The organism is Sphingobium sp. WTD-1, assembly GCF_030128825.1.
Taxonomy (GTDB): Bacteria; Pseudomonadota; Alphaproteobacteria; order Sphingomonadales; family Sphingomonadaceae; genus Sphingobium.
Genome location: NZ_CP119127.1, coordinates 2,299,351 through 2,319,791 on the forward strand (window position 1 = coordinate 2,299,351; position 20,441 = coordinate 2,319,791).

At 64.5% G+C, this 20,441-nt stretch carries 20 protein-coding genes; 15 read left to right on the forward strand and 5 right to left on the reverse strand.

Annotation, left to right across the window (positions count from 1 at the left end):
• Nucleotides 1-52: 52 nt before the first annotated feature.
• Nucleotides 53-706: a TetR/AcrR family transcriptional regulator gene (locus N6H05_RS11475; RefSeq protein WP_284113956.1), complete on the reverse strand. Its 654-nt coding sequence runs from the start codon at nt 704-706 to the stop codon at nt 53-55.
• Between the two features lie 90 nt (nt 707-796).
• Between N6H05_RS11475 and N6H05_RS11480 the strand changes: the two genes are divergently transcribed.
• The 3 genes from N6H05_RS11480 to N6H05_RS11490 are packed head-to-tail and all read left to right on the forward strand — an operon-like array spanning nt 797 to nt 4,979.
• Entirely contained in the window at nt 797-2,311 is a 1,515-nt protein-coding gene (locus tag N6H05_RS11480; protein ID WP_017501881.1) for an efflux transporter outer membrane subunit, read from the forward strand.
• Entirely contained in the window at nt 2,304-3,440 is a 1,137-nt protein-coding gene (locus N6H05_RS11485; protein ID WP_284113957.1) for an EmrA/EmrK family multidrug efflux transporter periplasmic adaptor subunit, read from the forward strand. Before N6H05_RS11480 ends, N6H05_RS11485 begins: the two co-directional genes overlap by 8 nt.
• A gap of 12 nt (nt 3,441-3,452) precedes the next feature.
• The gene (locus N6H05_RS11490; RefSeq protein ID WP_284113958.1) at nt 3,453-4,979 is read left to right on the forward strand and encodes a DHA2 family efflux MFS transporter permease subunit; all 1,527 of its coding nucleotides are present in this window, start codon (nt 3,453-3,455) and stop codon (nt 4,977-4,979) included.
• A gap of 80 nt (nt 4,980-5,059) precedes the next feature.
• Here the strand turns inward: N6H05_RS11490 and N6H05_RS11495 are convergent, their stop codons facing one another.
• Complete coding sequence (locus N6H05_RS11495; RefSeq protein WP_284113959.1) at nt 5,060-6,457, reverse strand: amino acid permease; 1,398 nt, start codon at nt 6,455-6,457, stop codon at nt 5,060-5,062.
• Between the two features lie 148 nt (nt 6,458-6,605).
• Here N6H05_RS11495 and N6H05_RS11500 point away from each other — a divergent pair, with 148 nt between their 5' ends.
• The 12 genes from N6H05_RS11500 (at nt 6,606) to N6H05_RS11555 (ending at nt 17,058) form a co-directional block, all read left to right on the forward strand.
• The gene (locus N6H05_RS11500) at nt 6,606-7,328 is read left to right on the forward strand and encodes a hypothetical protein (RefSeq protein ID WP_284113960.1); all 723 of its coding nucleotides are present in this window, start codon (nt 6,606-6,608) and stop codon (nt 7,326-7,328) included.
• A gap of 193 nt (nt 7,329-7,521) precedes the next feature.
• On the forward strand, nt 7,522-9,012 hold the full coding sequence (ffh, locus tag N6H05_RS11505) for a signal recognition particle protein (protein ID WP_010335520.1): 1,491 nt from the start codon (nt 7,522-7,524) through the stop codon (nt 9,010-9,012).
• Nucleotides 9,013-9,053: 41 nt separating this feature from the next.
• Entirely contained in the window at nt 9,054-9,494 is a 441-nt protein-coding gene (rpsP, locus tag N6H05_RS11510; protein WP_004208098.1) for a 30S ribosomal protein S16, read from the forward strand.
• Between the two features lie 5 nt (nt 9,495-9,499).
• A complete protein-coding gene (gene rimM / locus N6H05_RS11515; RefSeq protein WP_004208097.1) occupies nt 9,500-9,994 on the forward strand; it encodes a ribosome maturation factor RimM in 495 nt (164 codons plus the stop codon).
• Nucleotides 9,995-10,025: 31 nt separating this feature from the next.
• Complete coding sequence (locus tag N6H05_RS11520) at nt 10,026-10,292, forward strand: antitoxin (protein ID WP_004208096.1); 267 nt, start codon at nt 10,026-10,028, stop codon at nt 10,290-10,292.
• Complete coding sequence (locus N6H05_RS11525; RefSeq protein ID WP_284113961.1) at nt 10,289-10,687, forward strand: type II toxin-antitoxin system VapC family toxin; 399 nt, start codon at nt 10,289-10,291, stop codon at nt 10,685-10,687. The genes N6H05_RS11520 and N6H05_RS11525 overlap by 4 nt, the downstream gene beginning before the upstream one ends.
• Nucleotides 10,684-12,195, forward strand: coding sequence for a serine hydrolase domain-containing protein (locus N6H05_RS11530; protein WP_284113962.1), 1,512 nt, complete (start codon nt 10,684-10,686; stop codon nt 12,193-12,195). Before N6H05_RS11525 ends, N6H05_RS11530 begins: the two co-directional genes overlap by 4 nt.
• Before the next feature lie 54 nt (nt 12,196-12,249).
• Nucleotides 12,250-12,522, forward strand: a complete 273-nt coding sequence (locus tag N6H05_RS11535; protein WP_284113964.1) for a hypothetical protein — start codon at nt 12,250-12,252, stop codon at nt 12,520-12,522.
• Nucleotides 12,519-13,256 (forward strand): tRNA (guanosine(37)-N1)-methyltransferase TrmD, encoded by a 738-nt coding sequence (trmD, locus tag N6H05_RS11540; RefSeq protein ID WP_284113965.1) that lies wholly within the window; start codon nt 12,519-12,521, stop codon nt 13,254-13,256. Before N6H05_RS11535 ends, trmD begins: the two co-directional genes overlap by 4 nt.
• Nucleotides 13,257-13,261: 5 nt before the next feature.
• On the forward strand, nt 13,262-13,630 hold the full coding sequence (gene rplS / locus N6H05_RS11545; RefSeq protein ID WP_284113966.1) for a 50S ribosomal protein L19: 369 nt from the start codon (nt 13,262-13,264) through the stop codon (nt 13,628-13,630).
• 461 nt (nt 13,631-14,091) lie between these two features.
• Nucleotides 14,092-16,446 (forward strand): TonB-dependent receptor plug domain-containing protein, encoded by a 2,355-nt coding sequence (locus tag N6H05_RS11550; protein ID WP_284113967.1) that lies wholly within the window; start codon nt 14,092-14,094, stop codon nt 16,444-16,446.
• An 81-nt stretch (nt 16,447-16,527) separates the two neighbouring features.
• A complete protein-coding gene (locus tag N6H05_RS11555) occupies nt 16,528-17,058 on the forward strand; it encodes a GNAT family N-acetyltransferase (RefSeq protein ID WP_284113968.1) in 531 nt (176 codons plus the stop codon).
• Nucleotide 17,059: 1 nt separating this feature from the next.
• Here N6H05_RS11555 and N6H05_RS11560 read toward each other — a convergent pair whose 3' ends face one another.
• From N6H05_RS11560 to N6H05_RS11570, 3 genes are all read right to left on the reverse strand, one after another.
• Nucleotides 17,060-18,313: an MFS transporter gene (locus tag N6H05_RS11560; protein ID WP_284114214.1), complete on the reverse strand. Its 1,254-nt coding sequence runs from the start codon at nt 18,311-18,313 to the stop codon at nt 17,060-17,062.
• Nucleotides 18,314-18,431: 118 nt separating this feature from the next.
• Nucleotides 18,432-19,232: a TrmH family RNA methyltransferase gene (locus tag N6H05_RS11565; RefSeq protein WP_284113969.1), complete on the reverse strand. Its 801-nt coding sequence runs from the start codon at nt 19,230-19,232 to the stop codon at nt 18,432-18,434.
• An 88-nt stretch (nt 19,233-19,320) separates the two neighbouring features.
• A complete protein-coding gene (locus N6H05_RS11570) occupies nt 19,321-20,316 on the reverse strand; it encodes a sensor domain-containing diguanylate cyclase (protein ID WP_284113970.1) in 996 nt (331 codons plus the stop codon).
• Nucleotides 20,317-20,441: the final 125 nt, after the last annotated feature.

The following is a 20,441-nucleotide window of genomic DNA, read 5'->3' on the forward strand; positions in this document are numbered from 1 at the left end:
TGGATAGCAACTCCTGCGATCGGCAGGTTAGATGCTGGCGGCAAAGAAATGGTTAACGCGCCATGCCTTGGGCGCCATAGGCGCGCAGGAAGATGTCGACGGCGAAGGCGGCGTCGCTTTCCATCTGTTGCGGCGTGACCCGTTCGATCTGGCCGAGCAGCAGCAATTCATGGCAACCCGATGTCGTCAGGCGCATCAGCACGCGAGCGGCCTTGTCGGGATCGTCGCGGCGCAACTGGCCGCGATCCATCGCGCCTTCGAGGAAGCGGGCGAGCAGCATCCGGGTATGGCTGGGCGCCATTTCATAGAAGATGCGGCTCATTTCCGGGAAGCGACTGCCTTCCGACGCGATCAGCCGGTGCAGGGCGATCGCTTCGGGCGATGTCACCTTTTCGAGCAGGCTGAGCGCGGTGCGGTGCAGCGTCGAGGTGAGGTCGCCGCCGGGATCCAATATTTCCGAAAGTCGCGCGCGATAGGTGCTGGTCGCATTTTCGAGAACCGCGCGAAACAATTCCTCCTTGGAAGGGAAATGATTCCACAACGTGCCCTTCGACCCGCCCAATATGGCGGCGATGGCCGACATGCTGGTCGCGGCATAGCCATTTTCCAGAAAATGCCGGGCAGCCACCTCCAATATCGTCTGACGCCGGTCGAGGCGGCGGGCCTCCCGACGGCTGGGGGCAGAAGCTTTTTCCGGGCATGTCATATAAGCGTACCATAGAGTACGCTATTTATATTGACAAGGGTGGTACGGCGGGGCAAAGGCGATTTTCATACTGGATGGTACGGTTTGGATATGTCCGTGAGTCGCATCAGTTTTTCCATTCGCACCGGCGGTATTGCAGTGACAGCGCTGCTTCTGGCCGGCTGTGCTTCAATACCCGATCTGGGCGACAAGCCCGAGATTCGCGCGCCGCAGAGCGTGGAGGCCGGGCGCAGCCTGAGCGCCGACACGGTTGCCTGGCCCAGCGAGAATTGGTGGAGCGCCTATGGCGATCCGCAACTGACATCGCTGATCGAGGAGGGGCTGCGCAATTCGCCTGACATGGCGGTGGCGCTGGCGCGTTTCCGCCAGGCGACGGCGATGGCCCAGCAATCGGGCGCGGCGCTGCTGCCCACGGTCGACGCCACGGCCAATGCCGGCGTGACCAAGCAGAGCTATAATATGGGCATGCCCAAGGATTTCGTGCCGCAGGGCTGGCTGGGCACCGGCAAGGTCGGGCTGGACTTTGGTCTGGATATCGACCTGTGGGGCAAGAACCGGGCGTCGCTGGCCGCAGCCACGTCGGAAGCCCGCGCGGCCGAGATCGACGCGCAGCAGGCACGCCTGGCGCTGACCACCGCGATCGCCGATGCCTATGCCGACCTGGCCCGCCTCTATGACGAGGCGGAAATCCAGGAGCGTACGCTGGAAATCCGCACGGCCAGCCAGAAGCTGGTCGCCGACCGCCGGCAGAATGGCCTGGAAACGCGCGGTAGCGTGCGCCAGGCCGACGCCACCGTGTCCTCGGCCAAGGCGCAACTGGCCGCCGCCCGCGTGGCGATCGAGCTGCGCCAGCATCAGATCGCCGCGCTGATCGGCGCCGGGCCGGACCGTGGCCTGGCGATGACCCGGCCGCAGATCGGCCAGTTGGCGCCGCTGGGTCTGCCGGCGGACGTCACCACCAATCTGGTGGCGCGTCGTCCCGACGTCGCCGCCGCGCTGGCCCGGACGCAGGCCGCCGCCAGCCGGATCAAGGTGGCGCGGGCATCCTTCTACCCGGCGGTGAGCCTGAGCGCCCTGATCGGCGTCCAGTCGCTGGGATATGAAACGCTGTTCACCGGCACCGGTGCTTCGGGCGGTTCGACGTCCTTTGCGGACAATCTGTTCAAGAAGGATTCGCTGTTCGGCAGCGCCGGCCCGGCGATCAGCCTGCCGATCTTCCATGGCGGGCAGTTGCGCGGCCAGTATCGCGGCGCGCGCGCGACCTATGACGAGGCGGTCGCCAGCTATGACAAGACGGTGCTGGGCGCCTATCAGGACGTCGCCGACGCCGTGACCAGCCGCCGAACGCTGGATCAGCGGCTGACCGACGCCAAGGCGGCGCTGACCGCGTCGCAGGATGCCTATGGCGTCGCCCAGCAGCGCTACAAGGGTGGGCTTTCCACCTATCTTGACGTGCTGAACGTCGAAGACCAGCTGCTCGCGGCGCGTCAGTCCGTCGCGCAGCTGGAAGCGAGCGCCTTCTCTCTCGATATTGCCCTCATTCGCGCGCTCGGCGGCGGCTTTGCCGCGAGCGACGCTCAGTCCAAGGATCGACCCAATGGCTGATGCCGCCACCGAAACTTCCCCCGAACTGGCCGAGCAGCGCGGCAATGCCCGCAAGACCTGGCTGACCCGTCTGGCGATCGCCGTGCTGGTGGTCGGCGTCCTGTGGGCGGCCTGGTATTTCCTTATCGGGCGCAACCATGTCAGCACCGACAATGCCTATGTGAATGCGGAGGTCGCCCAGGTGACGCCCTTGCTGTCGGCGCAGGCGATCGAGGTCAACGTCACCGACACCCAGACGGTGAAGCGCGGCGACATATTGGTGAAGCTGGACCCGACCGATGCGCAGATCGCGCTGCAGCAGGCCGAGGCCGATCTGGCCGATGCCCGTCGCCGCTTCCGCCAGACCAGCGCGACCAGCGGTTCGCTGTCGGCGCAGGTCGAGGCGCGTGGCGCCGACATCGTCCAGGCCCGTGCCCAGCTGGCGACCGCGCAGGCCGATTTCGACAAGGCCCGCATCGACCTGCAGCGTCGCGAGGCGCTGGTCGCGGGCGGCGCGGTTTCGGGTGACGAAGTCACCGCGGCGCGCAAATCCTATGCCGCTGCCAAGGCGGCGCTGGACCTGGCCCGTGCCGGCGTCGAGACCGCGCAGGCGACCCGCAATGCCGCCACCGGCCAGCTGGCGGCCAATGACGCGCTGATCCGCGGTTCGACCGAAGAAACCGATCCCGCGGTGATGGCCGCCAAGGCGAAGCTGGAAGATGCCAAGCTGGACCTGGAACGCACGATCATCCGCGCGCCCGTCGACGGCGTGGTGACCAAACGCGCGGTCCAGATCGGCCAGCGCGTGGCGCAGGGCAGCCCGATCATGAGCATCGTCCCGCTCTCGCAGGTCTATGTCGACGCCAATTTCAAGGAGCGCCAGCTGCGCCATGTGAAGGTGGGCATGCCCGCCACGGTGGTGGCCGACATCTATGGCGGCGACGTGGTCTATCATGGCAAGGTCGTGGGCTTTTCCGGCGGCACCGGTTCGTCGCTGTCGCTGATCCCGGCGCAGAACGCGACCGGCAACTGGATCAAGGTGGTCCAGCGCCTGCCGGTGCGCATCGCGCTCGACCCCAAGGAACTGGCAGAGCATCCGCTGCGCGTGGGCTTGTCCACCGAAGTCGAGATCGATCTGGCCGGCAAGTAAGGGAGCGAGCGCGTGAGCGGTCCCGAAACCTATAATCTGCTCTCGCCACGCACCCGCACGCTTGCCGGGCTGGTGCTGGCGCTGAGCAACTTCATGGTCGTGCTCGACCTGACCATCGCCAATGTCTCGGTGCCGCATATCGCCGGCAATCTGGGCATCTCCGGCGACCAGGGCACCTGGATCATCACATCCTATGCGGTGGCGGAGGCGATCTGCGTGCCGCTGACCGGCTGGCTGGCGCTGCGTTTCGGCGTGGTGCGGACCTTCATCTGGGCGATGATCGGCTTCGGCTTCTTCTCGATGATGTGCGGCCTGTCGACCACGCTGGGCATGATCGTCGCGGCGCGCCTGGGGCAGGGCATTTGTGGCGGGCCGATCATGCCGATGTCGCAGACCCTGTTGCTGCGCATCTTCCCGCCGGAAATGCGGCCGCGCGCCATGGGTTTGTGGGCGATGACGACGCTGCTGGGGCCGGCCATGGGGCCGATCGTCGGTGGCTATATCAGTGACAATTGGAGCTGGCACTGGATCTTCTTCATCAACCTGCCGATCGCGGCGCTGTGCGTGGTCGCGGCGATGGCGATGCTGCGGCCGGTGGAGACCGATACGGCGCACCAGCCGATCGACAAGATCGGCCTGTGCCTGCTGATCTTCTGGATCGGCTGTCTGCAGGTGATGCTGGACATCGGCCGCGACCATGACTGGTTCTCCGACCCGCTGATCCTGACGCTCGCCATCCTGGCCGGCATCGGTTTCATCGTCTTCATCATCTGGGAACTGACCGAGGAGCATCCGATCGTCGACCTGCGGGTGTTTCGGCATATCGGCTTCTCATCGGGCGTCTTCACCCTGGCTTTGGCCTTCGGCGCCTATTTCTCCAGCATCGTGGTCATCCCGCAATGGCTGCAGATGTCGATGGGCTATACCGCGACCTGGTCGGGCATCGTCACCGCCTTCACGGCGATGGCGGCGGTGATGAGCGCGCCCTTCGCGGCCCGCTTCACCGGCAAGGTCGATCCGCGCATCATGATTTCGGGCGCGGTCTTCTGGCTGGGCTGCATGACCCTGTGGCGGGCGCACTGGACCAGCGGCATCGACTTTTTCGGGCTGGCGCTGCCGCAGTTCGTGCAGGGCTTTGCCATGCCCTTCTTCATGATCCCGCTGACGACGCTGACCCTGGGGTCGGTGCCGCCGAGCGAGACGGCGTCGGCCGCCGGCCTGCAGAATTTCCTGCGGACCATGGCGATCGCGATCGCGACCTCGCTGGTGCTGACCGGGTGGAGCGACAGCCAGCGCGTGTCGCGCAACGAACTGGCCGGCGCCTTGCAGCCCGACGATGCGCAGCGCGCGCTGTCGGGCATGGGGATGACGACCGAGCAGATCCGCCAGACCATCTCCAATCTGGTGGAGCAGGAGGCGATCGCCATTTCGGTCGACTATGTCTTCTTCATCTCCGCGTTGGTGCTGTTTGCGGCGGCTGTAATCGTCTGGCTGGCGCCCAAGCCCAGCGGGCCGGTGGACACGTCGGCGGCGCACTGAGCGCTGCCCTGTTCGAGGCAAAGAAAAAGCCTCCCGTTGCTGTCGCGACGGGAGGCTTTTTCTTTGTGCGGACCTTGGCCCTAGCGGGCGGCTGAGGCGCGCTTCTGGCCGTAGAGGAAATAGACGGCGAGACCGATCGCGTTCCAGATCAGGCAGGCATAGATGGTCTTCATCGGCAGGCTGAGGAACAGATAGGCGCAGCCGAGCACGGCGCCCAGGCCCACCAGCGTCGCCGCCGGGGTGCGGAAGGGGCGCTTGAGGCCCGGCGCGCGGCGGCGCAGGATCAGCAGGCAGGCGCCGACGGCGGTGAAGGCGATCAGCGTGCCGGCATTGGCGAGCGCGGCGATCTGGTCGATCGGCAGCACGCCGGCGATGACCGCCACCAGCACGGCCGTGACGGCGGTAATGCGCGCAGGGGTGCCGCGCTTCGAGATGCGGGCGAGCGATTGCGGCAGGAACCCGTCGCGCGCCATCACCAGGAAGATGCGGCTCTGGCCGTAGAGGAAGCCCAGCAGCACGGTGGGGAGCGCAATGACGGCGGCGATCGCGACGATCCGGGCGATCGACCCCTGGCCCATTTCACGCAGGATGAGGGCGAGCGGCTCCGGGCTGTCGGCAAAGCGGGTGAAGGGCATGGCGCCCACCGCTGCGGCGGCGACCAGCACATAGATGAGGGTGCAGACGATCAGCGAGCCGACGATGCCGATGGCGAGGTCACGGTCCGGATTCTTGGCTTCCTCGGCCGCGGTCGAGATGGCGTCGAAGCCGTAGAAGGCGAAGAAGATGATCGCGGCCGCCGCCATCACGCCGCGCTCGATGCCGTCAGGCCCCATATGCTTGGCAAAGCCGAACGGCATGAAGGGTTCGAGATGCTGGGCGTCGAAGGCGGGCAGGGCGACCCAGACGAACAGGCTGAGGGTCGCGATCTTGATCAGCACCAGCAGCGTGTTGAGCCGGGCGCTTTCGCGCGTGCCGAACATCAGCAGGGCGGCGACGACGCCGATGATGAAGATGGCGGGGATGTTGATGAGGCCGCCAAGCTCCGGTCCCTTGGTCAGCGCCTCGGGAAAGCCGAGCGGGGTGAGCAGCGGGGCGGCATAGCCCGACCAGCCGACCGCCACGGTCGAGACGACCAGCGAATATTCGAGGATCAGGCTCCAGCCCACGATCCAGGCAATGCCTTCGCCCAGCACGACGTAGGAGTAGCTGTAGGCGCTGCCCGCCGCCGGCATCATCGTCGACAATTCGGCATAGGCGAGCGCGGCGCAGGCGCAGATCGCGCCGGCAATGGCGAAGGAGATGAGCACGGCCGGGCCGGCGCGATCGGCGCCGACGCCGATCAGGGTGAGGATGCCGGTGCCGACGATCGCGCCGACGCCCAGCGCCAGCAGATGCGGCCAGGACAGGGTGCGCGCCATGCTGTGGCTGCCTCCCTGGGGCGTCATCGCCTCCATCGGCTTGCGACGTGTCCAACTCATGTAACGGCTCCCCCTTTATACGGTCTATGGCGCGTTTGCTGGCGCAAAGCGCCGGGCGGCGCAAGCGTTGAGCCGGGATGTGGCGACTTCTTACAATATCGAGCGCGGTTGCTGCGCTATTGTTGCGAAGGAACGGGAGGTCGACGCAATGGCGACGGCAATCGGTATGATCGAGCGGCAGGCGCGAGAGCGGCGCATCTTTACCGGCATGGCGGTGCTGGTCGCCGTCACCGTGGTCGGCGGCTTCGGCAGCTTTGCCCTGCGCGGCTATGTCGACGTGGCGACCGTGCCCTGGTGGGTGCATGTCCATGCGCTGTCGTTGCTGGCATGGACGCTGCTGTTCCTGGCGCAGGCGCTGCTGGTGGCGCAACGGCGGACCGATCTCCATCGCCAGTTGGGCTGGGTTGCGGCAGGGCTTGCCTGCTTCATGATCCCGTGGGGTGTCGCGACGTCGATCCTGGCGGTGCAGATGGGGCGGGCGCCGCCCTTCTTCGCGCCGGGCATCTTTCTGGTGCTGGGGCCGCTCGACATGCTGGCCTTTGGTTCGCTGACGCTGGCGGCAATCCTGCGGCGGCGGCGGAGTGACTGGCACAAGCGGCTGATGCTGTGCGGGACCATCGCGATGATGGAGCCGGCATTCGGCCGGATATTGCCGATGCCGCTGTTGGGGCCATGGGCGGGCGCCTGCGCGACGCTGATGCAATTGCTCTATGTCGGGATCGCGATGCGCGCCGATGCCGGGCTGCGCGGCGCGGTGCATCCGGCCTATCGCTGGGGACTGGCGGTGATCGCCGGACGATTGCTGCTGGTCGAGTCGCTGGGGCGCACGGCGATCGTCGTTGGGGCGGCGGCCGCGCTGGCTGCGGGATAGCGCACTTGCGCGTGCGGCCGCTTTGGCTTAAGGGGCGCCCTGCATCCGGGACTCTGGTCCTGGAACCCTGACGACTCCAGGATGTCCAAGAGGGATATCGAATGGACGCTGGCCGGCGAGTTTTCGCCCGCCGGCGATTTTGTCGTTTTGGGGTGGTGCATGGATTTTCCGGGCCTTGGCCCGAATTGAGGTGATGATGTTCGATTCGCTAAGCGATCGTCTCGGTGGGGTATTCGACAAGCTGCGTGGGCGCGGTGCGCTTACGGAGGACGATGTCCGTGCCGCGATGCGCGAAGTGCGAGTCGCACTGCTGGAAGCCGACGTGGCGCTGCCCGTGGTTCGCCAGTTCGTCGACCAGGCCACCGAAAAGGCTGTCGGCAGCGATGTGCTGCGGTCGATCACGCCGGGCCAGATGGTCGTCAAGATCGTCTCCGACACGCTGACCGAGACGCTGGGCGCCGAAACCAGCGACCTGCTGATCGACGTCACCCCGCCCGCCGTCATCATGATGGTCGGCCTGCAGGGTTCGGGCAAGACGACCTCGACCGCGAAGATCGCCAAGCGCCTGAAGGACAAGGAGCGCAAGAAGGTGCTGATGGCGTCGCTCGACGTCCAGCGCCCGGCCGCGCAGGAACAGCTTGCCGTCCTTGGCACCCAGATCGATGTCGCGACCCTGCCGATCGTCGCCGGCCAGCAGCCGGTGGAGATTGCGAAGCGCGCGCTGCAGTCGGCCAAGCTGCAGGGCTTCGACGTGGTCATGCTCGACACCGCCGGCCGACTGCATGTCGACCAGGCGCTGATGGACGAGATGAAGGCGGTCGCCGACGTCGCCAATCCGGCGGAAATCCTGCTGGTGGTCGACTCGCTGACCGGCCAGGACGCGGTCAATGTCGCGACCAGCTTTACCGCGCAGGTGCCGCTGACCGGCGTCGTGCTGACCCGCATGGATGGCGACGCCCGTGGCGGCGCGGCGCTGTCTATGCGCGCGGTCACCGGCCGTCCGATCAAGTTTGCCGGCACCGGCGAAAAGCTGGATGCGCTTGAGCCCTTCCATCCGGCCCGCGTTGCCCAGCGCATCCTGGGCATGGGCGACGTCGTCAGCCTGGTCGAGAAGGCCGCCGAGACGATCGACGCCGAGGAAGCCGACAAGCTGGCCAAGAAGATGGCCAAGGGTCAGTTCGACATGAACGACCTGCGCAGCCAGCTCAACCAGATGCGCCGCATGGGCGGCCTGGGCGCGCTGGCCGGCATGCTGCCGGGCCTCAAGAAGGCGCAGGCGGCGATGGCCAATAGCGGCGCCAACGACAAGACGCTGCTGCATCTGGACGCGATGATCGGGTCGATGACCCCCAAGGAGCGCGAGAAGCCCGCGCTGATCAACGCCAAGCGCAAGATCCGTATCGCCAAGGGCGCCGGCCGCACCGTGCAGGACGTCAACCGTCTCCTGAAAATGCATCAGGAAATGGAAACGGCGATGAAGAAGATCCGCAAGATGGGCGGCCTCAAGGGGCTGGCCAAGATGTTCACCGGCGGTGGCATGGGTGGATTGGGCGGCCTGGGTGGACCGGGCGGCGCGGATGGGCAGGGCGGTCCGCCCGACCTGTCGGGTCTGGGTGGCCTTGGTGGCCTGGGCGGCAACATGCCCAAGCTTCCGCCCGGCTTTCAGAATTTCATGAAGAAATAAGCAATTTCCGTAATTTGGTTTGAATAGAAAGGTCTAGTTCCATGGCAACCTCCATTCGTCTGTCGCGCGGCGGCTCCAAGAAGCGCCCTTATTACCGCATCGTCGTGGCCGACAGCCGCGCCCCGCGTGACGGCAAGTTCATCGAGCGCATCGGCAGCTACAACCCCGTCCTGCCCAAGGGCGACGAAAAGCGCGTAATCATCGACGTCGAGCGTGCGAAGCACTGGGTTGCCGCCGGCGCCCAGGCGACCGACCGCGTTGCCCGCTTCCTCGACGCCGCTGGCGTGAAGGAACGCGCTGCTCGCAACAACCCGAAGAAGGCTGAGCCGGGCCAGAAGGCCAAGGACCGCGCTGAAGACCGCGCTGCCAAGGCTGCCGAAGCTGAAGAAGCTGCGCGCGAAGCCGCTGCCGCTGCCGCCGCTCCGGCCGCTGAAGAAGCTGCTCCCGCCGAGGAAGCTGCTGCCGAGCAGGCCGAGGGCTGATCCTCTTGACCGACAAGCCCGTCACCCTGGCCGCGATCATCGGTGCCCATGGCGTGGCGGGCGAAGTCCGTCTGAAGCTGTTTGGCGAAGGGGCCGAGGCCCTGAAAAGCTACAAGAGCTTCGATGCGGCGGGGCGCACATTGACGTTGAAGTCGGTGCGCCCCGGCCCGAATGGCGCGGTGGCCCGCTTTGCCGAGATCGGCGATCGCGGCGCGGCCGAAGCCCTGCGCGGCACGGCGCTGACCGTCCCGCGTTCCGCCCTGCCGGCCTTGCCCGAGGGTGAATATTATCATGCCGACCTGGTCGGCCTTCCCTGCACCAGCAGCACCGGCGAGACGCTGGGCGAGATCATCGCGGTCGAGAATTTCGGCGCCGGTGACATCATCGAGGTGCAGCGTCCGTCGATCGAGGGCAAGCCCGGCAAGCGCTTCATGGCGCCGATGCATGTGGTGGTGCTGAGCGAGGACGGCGCCGTGATTGACGCGGCTTTTACCGAATAGTATATACGCTCCGTATATACGGAGCTTCTCCATGGGCGAAGAATATCGGGCCAAGGTCTTCAAGTCGGGCAACAGCCTGGCCTTGCGGCTGCCCAAGAGCCTGGGGCTGAATGACGGCGAGGAAGTCGTCATGATACCGCATGCCGATGGCAGTTTTTCCTTCTGGAAGCAGGGTCAGCAGCGCGACATCCTTTTGTCCCTGTTCGGCAGCATGTCGGCGGGCTTCATGGCGGAAGGGCGCGGTGATATCGATCAGGGTGATCGCGATTGGACCGGGCCGGCGTCGTCTGCGGCATGACGCACCTCGCTTATCTGCTCGACACCAATATTTGCATTGATTTCCTGCTCGGACGGAGCGCTCGTCTGGCCGAGCGGATGGCGGCCGAGTTCGATCGCCTGTCGGTTTCCGCTGTCACTGCTGCCGAATTGCGGGTCGGCAATCGCGGCTCTAGCGATCCGGTCGGCGACCTGCGGCGCGTCGATACATTTCTGGCGCTGCTGAATATCTTGCCGTTCGATGATGCGGCGGCGCACACCTATGCCGAGATGGTGCGCCTGGTGGGGGTGCGTCGTCGGGGGTTCGATCGGTTGATCGGAGCGCAGGCGATGGCGTCGGCCATGGTGCTGGTCACGCGCAACGAAAAGGATTTCGCGGATATTCCCGGCCTGACAGTGGAGGATTGGAGCGCATGATGACCATGGCTGTGCGCATGGTGGCCCTGTCGGGATTTCTGTCCATCCTGTCTGCGCCGGCGGTTGCTGCCGATGCCAGGAAGATCGACGCTGCCATCCCCGAGATTGACCGTCTCTTTGCCGATTTCCAGGTCGATAGCCATGCGCCGGGTCTGGTCTATGGCATCGTCGCTGATGGCAGGCTGGTCCATGTGAAGGGCTTTGGCGCGCAGGATCTGGTGCAGAAGCGGCCGGTGACGGCGGACAGCCTGTTCCGCATCGCATCCATGACCAAGGCGTTCACCGCGCTGTCGATCCTGAAGCTGCGGGAGGAGGGCAAGCTCTCGCTCGATGATCTGGCCGAGACTTATGTGCCGGAAATGCGTGGCTGGACCTATACGACCAAGGATAGCCCGCGCATCCGCATCCGCGACCTGCTGACGCACAGCGCGGGCTTTGTCGACGATAATCCGTGGGGCGACCGCCAGACGCCGCTGCCCGACGCGGACTTCACCCGGATGCTGGAGCAGGGCGTACCGATGAGCAGCGCGCCGGCCACCCATTATGAATATTCCAACTTCGGCTATGCGCTGCTGGGGCGGATCATCGCCAATGTCTCGGGCATGCCCTATCGCCGCTATGTCGAGCAGAGCCTGTTGACGCCGCTGGGCATGGCATCGAGCGGCTATCAACTGAGCGAATGGCCGGTTTCGCGGCGCTCGCTCGGCTATCGCTGGGAAGATGGGCGCTGGAAGCGCGAGCCCGACATGGCCGACGGCGCCTTTGGCGCGATGGGCGGGCTGCAGACCAGTGCCAATGATTATGCCCGCTGGGTGGCCTTCCTGCTGTCGGCCTGGCCGCCGCGCGATGCGGCAGAGAGCGGCCCGGTCAGCCGGGCATCGGTGCGGATGCTGGCGGAAGGCAGCAATTTCATGAGCGTCGCCCAGCGCAACGGCAAGAGCGGGGCGACTGCCTGTCGCCAGGCGGCGGCCTATGGCTTTGCCATGCGGATCGCGCAGGATTGCGACCTGGGGCTGACCCTGTCCCATGGCGGGGGCTATCCCGGCTATGGCAGCCATGTGATGCTGATGCCGGATTATGGTGTCGGCATCTTCGTCTTCACCAACCGCACCTATAATGGCGGGGCGGGCGCCGCCTGGGATGCGGCGATGCTGTTGCAGAAGGCGGGCGCGCTGATCGCGCGGGATGTGCCGGTCAGTCCGCTGCTGGCGCAGGGCTATGCCGCGGCAGGGCGCATTTACGCGTCGGGCGATGTGCTGGCCGCCCGCGACAATCTGGCGATGAATTTCCTGATGGACGCCGATGCGGTGCATTGGGGCAAGCGCCTGGCGGCGTTGAAGGGAGAGGTCGGTAGCTGCGCGGTCGATGCACCGCTGAACGCGACGGGCAATCTGTCGGGCAAGTTCACCTGGACCTGTGAGAAGGGGCGGGTGGCGGGCAGCCTGTTGCTGGCACCGACCGCAGACGCGGAAATCCAGGAACTGAAGCTGGAGGTCAAGGCGCCCTGAGCGCGGCGCGATCGGCAGTTCCCCCTGCGGCGAAAATGCTCTAGGCGCGCAGCCATGGCGCAAATTTTGACCGCAATCTATCTGCTGATGATGCTGGCCGGGGGCTGGCGGCTGTTCGGCCTCGGCTGGCCGCTCTGGGTGAAGGCGCTGGTGGCGATCGGGCTGGTCTGCCCCCTGCCACTGCTGGTGCTGCTGCCGGGCATGTTGCATCCTGAGCGGCCCTTCGCCGACATGCTCCGCATGATCGGCTTCGTGATGATGGGATGTGGTGCGCTCTGCCTGATTGGCGGCCTGTCCGCTGCCCGGCTGCGGGCGCGCCGGAGATGAGCTTTGCGGCCCAGATCCTGACCCTCTATCCCGAGATGTTTCCGGGGCCTCTGGGCGTGTCGCTCGCGGGGCGTGCGCTGGCCGAAGGGAAATGGACGTGCGATCCGATCCAGATGCGCAGCTTTGCCACCGACAAGCATCGCACCGTCGACGATACGCCGGCGGGGGGCGGGGCGGGCATGGTGCTGAAGCCCGACATATTGGCGCTGGGCATCGACCATGCGCTGGCGCAGCGGCCTGACCTGCCGATCCTGGCGATGACGCCGCGCGGCACGCCGATCACCCAGGCGCGGATCCGGGCGCTGGCGGACGGTCCCGGCGTGACGCTGCTGTGCGGGCGGTTCGAGGGCTTTGACGAACGGATTTTCGATGCCCGGCCGATTGAGCAGATATCGATGGGCGACATCATTCTGTCCGGCGGGGAAATGGGCGCGCTGATGCTGCTGGATGCTTGCATCCGCCTGCTTCCCGGTGTAATGGGCGCCGCTTCCAGCGGTATCGAGGAATCCTTTGAAACGGGGCTTCTTGAATATCCGCATTATACCCGACCGGTTGAATGGGAGGGGCGCAGGATTCCCGAAGTGTTGCGATCGGGGGATCATGCGAAGATCGCTGCCTGGCGGAAACAACAGGCGGAGGCAGATACACGGCTAAGGCGGCCGGACCTTTGGGAACGTCATATCGGCGTTCGGGACCAGTCGCCCTCTGGTGCGCAACGCGAAAATAAGGACTAAGTTACATGAACTTGATCCAGCAGATCGAGGCCGAGAACATTGCCGCCCTGGCCAAGGAAATCCCTGATTTCCGTCCCGGTGACACCCTGCGCGTCGGCGTGAAGGTCATCGAAGGCGAGCGCAGCCGCGTTCAGAACTATGAAGGCGTTTGCATTGCCCGTTCCAACAAGGGCATGGGCAGCAACTTCACCGTTCGCAAGATTTCGTTCGGCGAAGGCGTTGAGCGCGTATTCCCGCTCTATTCGCCCAACCTCGATTCGATCACCGTCGTCCGTCGTGGCGTCGTGCGTCGTGCGAAGCTCTATTATCTGCGCGGCCGCACCGGCAAGCGCGCGCGCATCGCCGAACGTCGCGATACGCGTACCGAAGGTTAATCCTTCAAAAACTGTTCTTGACAGTTGTAAAAATGAAACAGGCGGCGGCCCCGGGGGCTGCCGCCTTTTTCTTTGTGTTACAATCATTTGACATATGATTTGGCAGCCATGTTGTTCGCATGTGCGAAGCGATTTTTTGCGACTGCGTGAAATCCATTTCTGCCATGGCGGTTTTATGTCAGCCTAACGTTTCCAGTCGTTGCTGAATATGTCTGCGTCCAGATCCTGTGGATTTGGCGAGCGGCATACTTCGCCTGAAAAAAAGGAAAGATAAGGGACAAATAAGAGAAATAATATCTGGGAGAGGCTCCACACATAAAAATATTAGGGGGCATTTCATGAAGTATACGGGTTTGACGTCTCGTGCTGCGATTGCTGTTGCAATCTGTTCTTCTGTTCCCGTTTTTGCGCAGGATAGCGTGCCGCAGGCCGCTGCTGTCGATCAAGGCGCCGCGATCATCGTGACCGGTACGCGAGCCACCGGCGTGACGGCTGCCGAAAGTGCCGCGCCGATCAAGGTGATTGACAGCGCCGCACTGGAGAAGGTGGGCCAGCCCAACCTCAATCAGGTGCTGACGCAGCTCGTCCCTTCCTTCACCGCTGAAGCCTTTGGCGGCGATACCGCCAACCTGACCCTGTCGGCGCGCCTGCGCGGCCTCAGCCCGAACCATGCATTGGTGCTGGTCAACGGTAAGCGCCGCCATGGCACCGCCAACCTGCATGTGTTGAGCGGCCCCTATCAGGGCGGTGCTTCGCCTGACCTCGACATGATCCCGCCCGGTGCGATCGGCCGCATCGAAGTGCTGGAGGATGGTGCCGCGGCCCAATATGGTTCCGATGCGATCGCCGGCGTCATCAACATCATCCTGAAGGATGACAAGGACAGCATTTCGGGCAGCTTTACCGGCGGCCAATATTATGAAGGTGACGGCACGACCTATTCGGGCAGCATCACCTTTGCGCCGAAGCTGGACGAGGACAGCTATCTCAACTTCACCATGTTCCATCGCTATCATGGCTTCTCGCAGCGGGGCGGCGTCGACTCGCGCATCTACAATGCGGATGGCAGCCTGCGCGACGATCTGGGCGATGCGCATGAGGCGATGGCGGCGATCGGCCTGCCCAATGCGCCTTACACCAACCGGATTGTCGGTGACTCGCGCTCGAAGCTGACCACCATCTTCTACAATGCCGGCCACGACTTTGGCGGCGTCGAGCTTTATGCCTTCGGCAGCTATGGTCATCGCGATGCCAGCGCTTATGAAAATTATCGTCAGCCCTGGCGCGTCACGCGCTCCAACACGCTGGGTGTGGCGGGCGAGGATCTGCTGGTCAGCGTCACCGGCTTCAATCCGCGCGAGGCGATCAAGGAAGATGATTTCTCGAACACGGCGGGCCTGAAGGGCGAAGCCGGCGGCTTCCGGTGGGATATCAGCACCACCTATGGCCAGGATTATATGAAGCTCTACACGCTGGATTCGGCGAACCGGACCCTGTTCATCAACACCGGTTATACCCCGTCCAACTTCTATGACGGCTTCCTCAAGGCGTCGGAATGGACCAACAATCTGGACATCGCCAAGGAAATCGACGCTGGTCTCGCCTCGCCGATCAACCTGGCCTTTGGCGCGGAATATCGCGAAAACACATTCACGATCGGGCAGGGCAATTTCGAGGCGACCTATTTCGAAGGGGGCCAATCCTATCCCGGCTTCCTTGCCACCGATGCCGGCAAGCACAAACGGCATAACGTGGCCGGCTATGGTGACATTGCGATCAACCCGATCGAGATGTGGAAGATCGACGGCGCGGTCCGCGTCGAGGATTATAGCGACTTCGGCACAAAATGGACCTGGAAGGTCACGACCCGCGTCGACCTGTCCGACCAGTTCGCGGTTCGCGGCACGATCAGCACCGGTTTCCGCGCGCCCTCGCTGCTCGAATCCTATTATTCGGCGACCAATGTCGGTCCGACGACCGCCTATGTGCAGTTGCCGCCCAACTCCGATGCCGCCAAACTGCTGGGCTATGATAATCTGAAGCCGGAGACGTCGAAGAATCTCAGCCTGGGCCTGGTCATTCGTCCGGTCGATAAGCTGAACATCACGATCGACGCCTATCAGGTGAAGATGAAGAACCGGATCGTCGGCACGGGGTCGATCGTCGGTCTGACTGGCGGTGAAGTGACCAACCAGGCGGTGCTCGACGCCATTGCCGCCCATGGCAATGTGCTTGATCCCTATGTGCTGGAAGTCGGCGATGCCGGCGTCAACCTGTTCACCAACGGCGCGGACACCCGCACCCGCGGCGTCGATGTGACGGCCAGCTATCCGACCCCGATCGGCGAGGGCAATATCCTCTGGTCGCTGTCGGCCAACTATAACGAGACCAAGATCACCAAGCTGCGGATCGACGAGGATCTCTATGCCGCGGACGCGCGCAGCGTGCTGGAAAATGCGTCGCCCAAGTATAAGATCATCACCGGCGCGCTGTTCACCCTGGGCGGCTTCAGCCTCAACCTGCGCGAGACCTTCTATGGCAAGTCGTCGCAGGTGGTGATCTATAATGGCACCACGCCGACAGTGAAGGTGGGCGCGGCCGCGATCACCGATCTGGAAGCAAGCTATGACCTCACCAAGGCGGTCACGCTGACAGTGGGTGCGAACAACCTGTTCGACAAGAAGGCGGACACTGTGCCTAATGGCGCGGACGGCCTGCCGATCGATGGTGGCGCGGTGCTCGATGCGCCGGTCACCTTCTCGCCCTATGGCATCAATGGCGGCTACTGGTATGGCCGCGTCAGCTTCAAATTCTGAGGTTGAACGGGGATCGCCGGGCTTTTGCCTGGCGGTCCCTTCTCTTTGAAAAGGGGCGATATCTCGTTAGATATGCGACCGATGAGCGCACTTCTTCCTACGCTGACCCACCGCCTTGCGACGCTGGCCGATGAGCCGGCGCTTTCCCGACTGATGACGGCCGCGATCGATGCGTTGCAGTCTGCCTTCCTGACGCCCGAGCAGGTGAAGGCCAGCCATGGCTTCATGGGGCTGGACAGCCGGCTGATCGCGGATGGCACCTATTTTCTGATCCAGGATGGCGATGTGATCGCCGGATGCGGCGGCTGGAGCCGGCGCGCCACCGCCTATGGCGGCAATCACAGCGCAGGCCGCGATGACCGGATGCTCGATCCCGCGACCGATGCGGCGAAGGTGCGGGCGATGTACACTCATCCCGACCATGTCCGCAAAGGCGTCGGCACGCTGATCCTGTCGCTATGCGAGCAGGCGGCGCAGGTGGAAGGTTTCACCGCGCTCGAACTGTCGGCGACAATGGCTGGCGTGCCGCTCTATCGGAGTTTCGGCTTTGTCGATGTCCGCCCATTTGAGGATAATGGCGTGCCATTGATCCTGATGCGCAAGACAATCTGATTCAGGTGCGGCTGGTCCACCACAGGCCGGCGAGACTGATGAGCGCGGCTGCCGACATGTAGAGGCCAACCCATGCCACACCCTGCGCGCCGATCAACCAGGTGGCGACGATCGGCGCCAGCGCGCCGCCCAATATGCCGCCCAGGTTGAAGGCGAAGGAGGCGCCGGTATAGCGCAACTGGATCGGGAAGAGGGCGGGCAGATAGGCGCCGAGCGGGCCGTAGATGAAGCCCATCACGAACAAGGCGAGGCTGAGCGCGACGAAGATCGGCAGCAGCGCCGTAGTGCCGATCAGCGGGCCGAAGACGATGCCCATCAACAGCGTGCCGGCGCAGCCCCAGGCGAGGACACGGGTGGGGCTGCTCCTGTCCGACCACCAGCCGGCGATCACGATGCTGAGCGCCATGAACATGATGGCGCCAAGCTGGATCGCGAGGAAGATTTCCCGATCGATCTTGAGCGCGGTGGTGCCATAGCCCAGCGCGAAGGCGGTCGCGATATAATAGACGGCGAAGCAGGCGGCGCAGGCGAAGGTGCCGGCGATGGCCGCGCCCAGATGGGTCGAGAGCAGGGTGGCAAGCGGCACGGTCGGCGGGGGCGCTTCCTGCTGCGCGGCGGCAAATTCGGGCGTCTCGGTGAGCTTGAGGCGGACCCAGAGGCCGAGGATCACGAGGACCGAACTGCCCAGGAACGGCAGGCGCCAGCCCCAGGCAAAGAATTCCGAATCGGTCAGGAAGGCGCCGAGCAGCAGGAAGAGGCCATTGGCGGCGATGAAGCCGACCGGGGCGCCCAGTTGCGGGAACATGCCGAAGCGGGCGCGCCAGCCTTCGGGTGCATTCTCGACCGCCAGCAGCGCCGCGCCGCCCCATTCGCCACCCAGGCCAAAGCCCTGACCGAAGCGCAGCACGCACAGGATCAGCGGCGCCCAGAAGCCGATCATGAGATAGGTTGGCAGGAAGCCGATCAGCAATGTGCAGCCACCCATCAGCATCAGTGAGGTGACGAGCGTCGCCTTGCGGCCGATGCGGTCGCCATAATGGCCGAAGACGGCAGCGCCCAGGGGCCGGGCGAGGAAGGCGAGGGCGAGGCTGCCATAGGAGGCCATCAACTGTGCCGAGGGCGAGGAGGCCGGGAAGAAGAGCGAGGGGAAGATCAGGCTGGCGGCGGTGGCGTAGATGTAGAAGTCGTAAAATTCGACCGCCGTGCCGATGAGGCTCGCTGCCAGCACCCGCTTATGCAGCCACATTGCGCCCATGCCGCTCGTCTGTGTCACGTCTTCTCGCCCCCTTTGGCGTCATGCCAGCGAAGGCTGGCATCTCTCTTCTTCCACATGTCTGAAGAAAAATGAGATCCCAGCCTTCGCTGGGATGACTTTATGATGTCTTTCGTTTCTGGTTCAGCAGCTCATAGGCCATGACCGCCGTCGCGACCGCGGCGTTGAGGCTGTCGGCCTTGCCCAGCATCGGCATCTTCACCAGCTGGTCGCATTCGGCCTCATAGCTTTCGGGCAGGCCCTGCGCCTCATTGCCGACCAGCAGGAAGCTGGGGCTCTGATAATTGGGTTCCTGATAATCCTGGGTCGCTTTCAGGCTGGTGCCGATCAGTTCGCCCGGCCCCTGGCGCAGCCAGTGCATGAATTCGCCCCAGCGCGCCTGGGTGATCGACTGGGTGAAGAGGGCGCCCATGCTGGCGCGCACCGATTCGACCGAGAAGGGGTCGACGCAATCGTCGATCAGGATGAGGCCGCCGGCACCGACCGCGTCACCGGTGCGCAATATGGTGCCGAGATTGCCGGGATCGCGCAGCGACTGGGCGACGATCCAGATGTCGGCGGTGTTGCGATCGAGCTTTTCCAGCGGGGTCAGCCGGTCGCGATAGACGCCGACCACGGCCTGGGCATTATCCTTGCCGCTGATCTTGGACAGGATGTCGGGCGTGGTTTCGATCACGTCGCCGCCGTCCGCCTCGATCGCGTCGATCAGGTCGAGCGCGAGCGGGTGGGTGGAGCCGGCATGGAAGAGCATTTCGGGCAGCACGCCTTCCTCGCGTGCTTCGGTCAGGATGCGCAGCCCTTCGGCCAGGAACAGCCCTTCGGCCTTGCGATATTTCTTTTCGCGCAGCGAGCGCACGCGCTTGACCAGCGGGTTGGAAAAACCGGTGATTTCGCGTGCCACGTTCTGCGTCCTGCCTTGTGGTCCGCGACCAGTGCGGACGAAGCGGCCTCTCTATCGAGGGAATGGGAAAAAGGACAGCCTTTCGGTGTCAGTCGGGCTGGGCGGCGTCCGTTTTCGCGATGGCAACGCGATTGCGACCGCCATGCTTGGCGGCATAAAGGGCAATGTCGGCGGCGGCGAGCCAGGCTTTGCTGTCGAGCCGGTCCTGGGCGATCTCGGCAATGCCGAAGCTGGCGGTGACGCGCAGCGGCGGGTCATGGGGGATGTCGAGCGTCGCGATGGCATCGCAGAAACGCTGGGCCGCTACGCCAGCCTCTGTCGCGCGGGTTTCGGGGAGCAGCACGCCGAACTCCTCACCGCCCAACCGGCCTAGCATGTCGTTCGGGCGTTTGGTCCGTTCGCAGCAGGCCGCGATTTCCCGGATCACGACATCGCCGGCCGGGTGGCCATGGGTATCGTTGACCCGCTTGAAATGGTCGATGTCGAAGAGCAGCAGGCTGGCCGGGCGCGCATAGCGCCGGAAGAGGGCGATATGCTTGTCCATTTCCGCCACGAAGGCGCGGCGGGTGAGGGCGCCGCTCAGATGATCGCGCTCGGCGATCCGGCGCAGTTCCAGTTGTTCGACCACCAGCGCGGCGAGATTTTCGAGGATGGCGATCTGGCCGGGATCAAATTCGCGGGGCACGGTATCGATCGCGCAGAGGGTGCCGACATTATAACCGTCGGGCGTCGCCAGCGGGACGCCGGCATAGCTGCGGATATTGGGATCGCCGGTGACCAGCGGATTGCTGCTGAACCGCTGGTCGGAGCAGGCATTGGGGACGACCACCGGCACACGGTCACGGATGGTGTGGTTGCAGAAGGCAATGTCGCGCGGGGTCTCGACCGTGTCGATGCCGGTGCGCGACTTGAACCACTGACGATCGCTATCGATCAGCGCGACGACCGATATCGGCACGCCCAGGATCGACCGGACAAGCTGGGTGATGCGGTCAAAGGCGGGTTCGGCCGGCGTGTCGAGGATTTCGTAGCGCCCGAGCGCGGCCAGGCGACCGGCTTCGTCGTTCAATTTCGTGTCGAGCATGGCGCCTATCCACTTGAACTGGCGGCGAATGCTGCCTCCCGATCAGCGATCGCCCTGTTCTGCAAGATGGGACGCCAGATCGGAGACGTCAATGTCGGGATGCGTGTCTGTTGCGGCAACGGGAC